The organism is Neisseria sp. 27098_8_139 (genome assembly GCF_041433195.1).
In the GTDB taxonomy this organism is placed as follows: domain Bacteria; phylum Pseudomonadota; class Gammaproteobacteria; order Burkholderiales; family Neisseriaceae; genus Neisseria; species Neisseria subflava.
In genome coordinates this window covers 46,759-52,973 of the sequence record NZ_JAPWBA010000013.1, presented here as the reverse complement: position 1 = coordinate 52,973, position 6,215 = coordinate 46,759, and the positions used below count along the sequence as shown (strand labels likewise).

General features: G+C 52.0%; 7 protein-coding genes. 3 read left to right on the top strand and 4 right to left on the bottom strand.

Features of this window, described 5'->3' with window-relative positions; all coding sequences use genetic code 11:
- The first annotated feature begins 135 nt into the window (after window positions 1-135).
- Complete coding sequence (tehB, locus tag O3660_RS10000; RefSeq protein ID WP_049330918.1) at window positions 136-1,005, top strand: SAM-dependent methyltransferase TehB; 870 nt, start codon at window positions 136-138, stop codon at window positions 1,003-1,005.
- Window positions 1,006-1,062: 57 nt separating this feature from the next.
- Here tehB and O3660_RS09995 read toward each other — a convergent pair whose 3' ends face one another.
- Both O3660_RS09995 and O3660_RS09990 read right to left on the bottom strand, forming a co-directional pair.
- Complete coding sequence (locus O3660_RS09995) at window positions 1,063-1,563, bottom strand: GNAT family N-acetyltransferase (protein ID WP_049350715.1); 501 nt, start codon at window positions 1,561-1,563, stop codon at window positions 1,063-1,065.
- A gap of 13 nt (window positions 1,564-1,576) precedes the next feature.
- Entirely contained in the window at window positions 1,577-2,113 is a 537-nt protein-coding gene (locus O3660_RS09990; protein ID WP_049350714.1) for an isochorismatase family protein, read from the bottom strand.
- Window positions 2,114-2,266: 153 nt separating this feature from the next.
- Between O3660_RS09990 and argS the strand changes: the two genes are divergently transcribed.
- Together argS and O3660_RS09980 are read left to right on the top strand one after the other, a co-directional pair.
- A complete protein-coding gene (gene argS, locus O3660_RS09985) occupies window positions 2,267-3,985 on the top strand; it encodes an arginine--tRNA ligase (protein ID WP_049350713.1) in 1,719 nt (572 codons plus the stop codon).
- Window positions 3,986-4,087: 102 nt separating this feature from the next.
- The gene (locus O3660_RS09980; RefSeq protein ID WP_141742837.1) at window positions 4,088-4,567 is read left to right on the top strand and encodes a hypothetical protein; all 480 of its coding nucleotides are present in this window, start codon (window positions 4,088-4,090) and stop codon (window positions 4,565-4,567) included.
- Window positions 4,568-4,819: 252 nt separating this feature from the next.
- On the opposite strand, the gene O3660_RS09975 is transcribed toward O3660_RS09980, so the two are convergent.
- Together O3660_RS09975 and O3660_RS09970 are read right to left on the bottom strand one after the other, a co-directional pair.
- Window positions 4,820-5,176, bottom strand: a complete 357-nt coding sequence (locus tag O3660_RS09975; protein ID WP_003686136.1) for an STAS/SEC14 domain-containing protein — start codon at window positions 5,174-5,176, stop codon at window positions 4,820-4,822.
- Between the two features lie 18 nt (window positions 5,177-5,194).
- On the bottom strand, window positions 5,195-6,085 hold the full coding sequence (locus tag O3660_RS09970) for a DMT family transporter (protein ID WP_049350711.1): 891 nt from the start codon (window positions 6,083-6,085) through the stop codon (window positions 5,195-5,197).
- Between the last annotated feature and the right edge of the window lie 130 nt (window positions 6,086-6,215).

The window sequence follows — 6,215 nt, the reverse complement described above, 5'->3', positions numbered from 1 at the left end:
GAGCTGAAGATTTGGGTTTCTTCCAGCGAAGCGCCAACCGAAACCTTGCAGTTTAAAAGCGACAAGAGTGTGATTGCCATTCAGAAAGCCTTGGCAGAAGCTGTGTTGAAACCGTCAAAATAGAAAGGAAATATGATGAGCGAACAGCAAGAATTGTTTTGTTACAAACAGATGCCGGTGTGGACGGCGGACGAGATTCCCGAAGCCTTATTGTCCAAACACAATACCGCCGCCGGTACTTGGGGCTGCCTCAATGTCCTCCAAGGCCGTCTGAACTTCAATGAAGTGGACGAAGCGGGCAATATTACGGCTACGCACGAACTGACGCCTGAAAGCGATGATTGGATTATCCATCCGCAAGCATGGCACTTTATCGCGCCGCAAACGCAAGACACGGAAATCCAACTGTCGTTTTACTGTGAGGCGGCGGACTATTTCAATAAGAAATACGGCATGAGCGCGACACATTCGGCCGTCCGCGCCGCCGAAGGTATCGTGCCCGTCGGCAAGGTTTTGGATATGGGCTGCGGTCAGGGTCGAAACGCGCTGTATCTGGGTTTGAAAGGTTTTGACGTTACCGCTGTCGATAATAATCCGAACGCGGTTCAAAACGTGGAAGAGCTGGCGCGTATCGAAGAACTGAATGTCCGCGCGTTTGAATACGACCTCAACGCCGCCAATATTCAGGAAAACTTTGATTATATGGTGGCGACCGTGGTGTTTATGTTCCTGATGCCGCGTTACGTTCCTGACGTGATTGCCAACATGAAGGAACACACCAACCCCGGCGGCTACAACCTGATTGTTTCTGCGATGGATACGGAAGATTTCCCTTGCCCGATGCCGTTCCCGTTCAAGTTCGGCGAGGGCGAACTGCGCGAATACTATAAGGATTGGGAATTGGTGGAATACAAGGAAGAGCTGGGTTCGATGCACGCGAAAGACGAATTCGGCAATCCGATTCAGTTTAAATTCGTTACCATGCTGGCGAAGAAACCGGAATAAAGGTTTTGTCGTAAAAAAGGCCGTCTGAATTCAGTTTTCAGACGGCCTTTGTCGTCATCAATCCACAATCCTTTTGCCTAAAATTACCACGTCTGCCAACATGGTTTCCAAATCGCAGACTTGCGGCAGCCGCCCCCATTCTTCAAAACCGAAACGGTGAAACAGGTTCAGGCTCGGATAGTTGTGGCCGAACACAAGCGCGATGACGTTGTGGGTGTCTAAGGACGGCGCACGTTCGAGCATGTGCCGCAACAGGATTTTGCCCACGCCTGCGCCGCGCATATCGTGGCGGACATAAATGCTGACTTCCGCGCTGATGTGGTAGGCGTAGCGCGGATGATAGTCGCTGAAACTGCCCCATGCTAAGACTGTACCGTCGGCATCGTAAAGGGCGTAGATCGGGCGTTTGTCCGTGTGCGCGGCAAACCACATTTCACGCTCGGCAACCGTGGTCGGCGACAAATCGGCCGTGGATTGGCGCGTGGCCACGGTGCTGTTGTAAATATCGACGATGGCGGGCAAGTCTTGGCGCAGGGCAGGGCGGATGGTGTATTGCATTTCAGACGGCCTGTTATTGAATCAGTTTGGAAATAGTCTTAAAGGCCGGATGTTTGGCATCGCCGAGCAGTTGGAACAAAATACTTTCGACATTGGAAATGATAATGCCCTGACGGCTCATTTGCGCCAAACCATTGTCGCGGTTGGCTGTTGTGCGCGAGGCAGTGCATTCAAAAGGCAGGGATACGGCGTAACCTTGCGCCTTCAAATCCAAGGCCGTCTGAAGCATACAGATATGCGCTTCCGCACCCACCAAAATAACGTTTTTGATGTCGTTTTTGCGTAATATTTCCTGAATTTCAGGTAAAAACGCCGAAAATCGGGTTTTCTCAACAACAGGCGTGCCTTCAGGCAACAGCAACGATACGGCGGATACGGTATTGCCCAAACCTTTCGGATATTGTTCGGTTACGGCAAAGGGGATGTCCAAAGCCGTCAAACCTTGAATCAGCAGGCGGCAGTGTTCCACCATTTCGTCCGCGCCGGAAAGGGCGGGCAGCAGGCGTTCTTGAATATCGACAATCAGACAAAGCGTATTTTTGGGGTTCATGGCTTTTCCTTTCAGACGGCCTTTACAGCAAAATCGTTGAATCAGAATGCAATCATATAACAAGCCGCTGGAAAAGTATTGCAGCTTGCCCTGTTTTAAAGCCCGAAATTCTTTTAAAATACCGCCTGATTTGAATTGATAGAGACCGACAACATGAATTTATACCAAACCGTCGAACGTGAAGCCCAAGCAGCCTTTGCCGCTGCCGGTTTGTCCGACAGCCCCGTCGTATTGCAGGCGGCGAAAAATCCCGATTTCGGCGATTTCCAAATCAACGGCGTAATGGGTGCGGCGAAAAAAGCCAAACAAAATCCGCGCGAATTGGCGCAAAAGGTAGCCGAAGCATTGGCGGGCAACGCCGTGATTGAAAGCGCGGAAGTGGCCGGACCCGGCTTCATCAACCTGCGCCTGCGTCCTGATTTCCTCGCCCAAAACATTCAGACGGCCTTGAACGACGCGCATTTCGGCGTAGCAAAAACCGCCCAACCGCAAACCGTCGTTATCGACTATTCTTCGCCTAATCTGGCCAAAGAAATGCACGTCGGCCACCTGCGTTCCAGCATCATCGGCGACAGCATTTCGCGCGTGTTGGAATTTATGGGCAACACCGTTATCCGCCAAAACCACGTCGGCGACTGGGGTACGCAGTTCGGCATGTTGGTCGCTTATTTGGTTGAGCAGCAGAAAGACAATGCCGCATTTGAACTGGCGGATTTGGAGCAGTTTTACCGCGCCGCCAAAGTGCGCTTTGACGAAGACCCTGCCTTCGCCGACACCGCACGCGAATACGTTGTGAAACTGCAAGGCGGCGATGAAACCGTATTGGCGTTGTGGAAACAGTTTGTCGATATTTCACTCTCGCACGCTCAAGCCGTTTATGACACGTTGGGCTTGAAACTGCGCCCAGAAGATGTGGCCGGCGAATCTAAATACAACGATGATTTGCAGCCCGTGGTCGATGATTTGGTTCAAAAAGGTCTGGCGGTCGAAGACGACGGCGCGAAAGTCGTGTTCTTGGACGAGTTCAAAAACAAAGAGGGCGAGCCTGCCGCATTTATCGTACAAAAACAAGGTGGCGGCTTCCTTTATGCTTCCACCGATTTGGCGTGTTTGCGCTACCGCATAGGTCGTCTGAAAGCCGACCGCCTGCTGTACGTCGTCGACCACCGCCAAGCCTTGCACTTCGAACAACTTTTCACCACTTCCCGCAAAGCAGGCTATCTGCCGGAAGATGCAAAAGCCGAGTTTATCGGCTTCGGCACCATGATGGGCAAAGACGGCAAACCGTTCAAAACGCGCAGCGGCGACACTGTAAAACTGGTTGACCTGCTGACCGAAGCCGTCGAGCGCGCCACTGCTTTGGTGAAAGAAAAAAATCCCGAATTGGGCGCGGATGAAGCGGCGAAAATCGGCAAAACCGTCGGCATCGGCGCGGTCAAATACGCCGATTTGAGCAAAAACCGCACCAGCGATTATGTGTTCGACTGGGACGCCATGCTCTCGTTTGAAGGCAACACCGCCCCCTACCTGCAATACGCCTACACCCGCGTGCAAAGCGTGTTCCGCAAAGCAGGCGAATGGGACACAAATGAGCCAACCGTTTTGACCGAACCTTTGGAAAAACAACTGGCTGCCGAGCTGCTGAAATTTGAAGACGTACTGCAAAGCGTGGCGGACACGGCATATCCGCACTACCTCGCCGCCTACCTCTATCAAATCGCTACCTTGTTCAGCCGCTTCTACGAAGCCTGCCCAATCCTGAAATCAGAAGGTGCAACCCGCAACAGCCGCCTGCAACTGGCGAAGCTCACCGGCGACACGCTGAAACAAGGCTTGGATTTGCTGGGCATTGATGTGTTGGATGTGATGTAAATGAAAAGGCCGTCTGAAAACTGTTTTTCAGACGGCCTCCGTTTATCGGCTTCCTTCCTGCCAGCCTGCCGTCTTTTCAAACCTTTTATCGGAGTGAAAAACATGAAACGCCTGCCTGCCATCTTTGCCGCCTTGTTACTCTTTACCTCCTGCCGGGGAAATTCCGCCATGCCTGATAACCGACCCGCTTCCCAAGAACATCCGCCAACGGCTTCCGATGCCGTGCCGACCAATGAAGAATTGTCGGCCTATGCCGAAGAACACCTGGCCGCCTACCGTTATCACGATGCCGCCGCGTGGGCATATGAACTGAAACGGCGGGGCATCACCCTCCCGCCCCGCCTGCAACAAGTATTGGACGAAGAACGCTACGATCCTGATGCCCCCGTGTCCACCGGCAGTATCTACCACCTCCGGCCACAGCAAATCGACCTGCTGCGGGAGAAAGCGGAAAACGGCGACACGGCCGCCGCCAAGCGGCTTTGGCAATATTACAGCCTCTCTGCGGAACAAACGCCCGAGAATAAACGGCAGGCCGATTATTGGGATGCCAAAGCCGGCGGGAGCAGTCAGCCGAAGTAGGTTTGGCGGCAATGCGGGACAATGGCTGCGGAGGTGGATCGGCAGGGTAGTCGGACGGTATGGATGCGGTGTTTTGGCTTGAAACGGATTGCCGGCCGTCGTTTTCCATTACCGCTTCGTTTGAATCAAGAAAGGCCGTCTGAAAGTTTCAGACGGCCTTTTTTTATGCTTTGAAAAATATTGTGATGCCGTTGATTTTGAGCCTAAGCGGTTTTGAATTTGCTCAGGTAATGCGTTCAGACGGCCTTGTCTTTATTTCAAATTGCTTGCCAACAACCAAGCCTGCGCTTCGGTGGCATCGCTGAAATATTTGGGATGTTGGTTGGTCAAGAGGCTGGACAGGCGCGCGCCGAGTTTAATCCAAATGTCGTCAGTAATGACGGCAACGCGGCCGAAGTCGGTTTCGTGTTGGTTGAGGAATTTGATTTGCTCGACCGCCATATCGATGGTGAAGTCTTTCAGCATGGATAAGTCCAACAGGATGTCGGGTAGATGGACTTTTTGTTTTGCGGCCAACAAGGCTTCTTCCAATTGGCGGAAATCGTCCAAAGTGAACTCGTTGTACAGCGCTACGTTTAAGCCGTAAGATTGTTCGCGAATGGAAATCATGGTGTTCTCCTTGTTAAATTATTGCTTCATCAGGAATTTTTTGATTGAGGCCGGAGTAAAACTGCTGAACACGCCGCCTGCAACAATGATAACCATGCCGGCGACTTCCTGCCAAGTGATTTTATCGCCGAAAAGCAGTACGCCGGACAGGGCGGAGAAAACGACGGTCAGGTAGGAAAGCGAGGCAACGGTAAATTTCTTGCCAACCTTATAGGCGCGGGTCATGGCCAGTTGGGCAATCATGGCGGAGATGCCGATGCCGGCCAGATAGGGCAGGGAAGACGCGGTCAGCGGATGCCAGCCGGTAAAGCAGCTCCAAATGGCGGACATAATCAGGCCGGTAAGCGACAGATAAAACACCACGCGCCAGCCCGGTTCGCCCAAAAGCGAGAGTTCGCGCACTTGCAAATATGCCCAGCCTGACATGGCGCCGCCTGCCAAACTGACCAGTGCGGCAAATTCCTGTCCGCCTTGAAAAGATGGATTGAGCAACAGGATAACGCCGATAAAGCCCATAACCAGAATGGCTTGGGTATAAAGCGTAATTCGTTCTTTTAAAATGAAAAATGAAAAGATGGCAAGCCAGATGGAGGAGGTGTAGTTGAGCGTGACGCCTGTTGCCAGCGGCAGATGTATGACGGAATAAAGCGTGCACATCATGGCAAGCGTGCCGATGACGCTGCGGTTGAGATGGGTTTTCCAATGCGGCGTGGAAAATGTGTTGCCTTGCACTTTGGCCATGATGCCTAAGAACAGGGTGGAGACCAGCATGCGCCAAAAGACCAGCTCGCCGCTGGAAAAGCCGAAATGTGTAGAGGCGGCTTTGACGGAGAGGTTCATGACGGTAAAGCCGAGCGTGGCAATAACCACCCATGCCGAGCCGAGCGGATCTTTTCTGATGGTTTCCATTTGATGGGTATGTAAAGCGATTTTATTAATAAGAAAATATTATACAGGTCAATCAGGCCGTCTGAAAAATATCGTTGGGTTTCAGACGGCCTTTTTATTAGAAAATGAGAATTATTATTGAATAATAAAG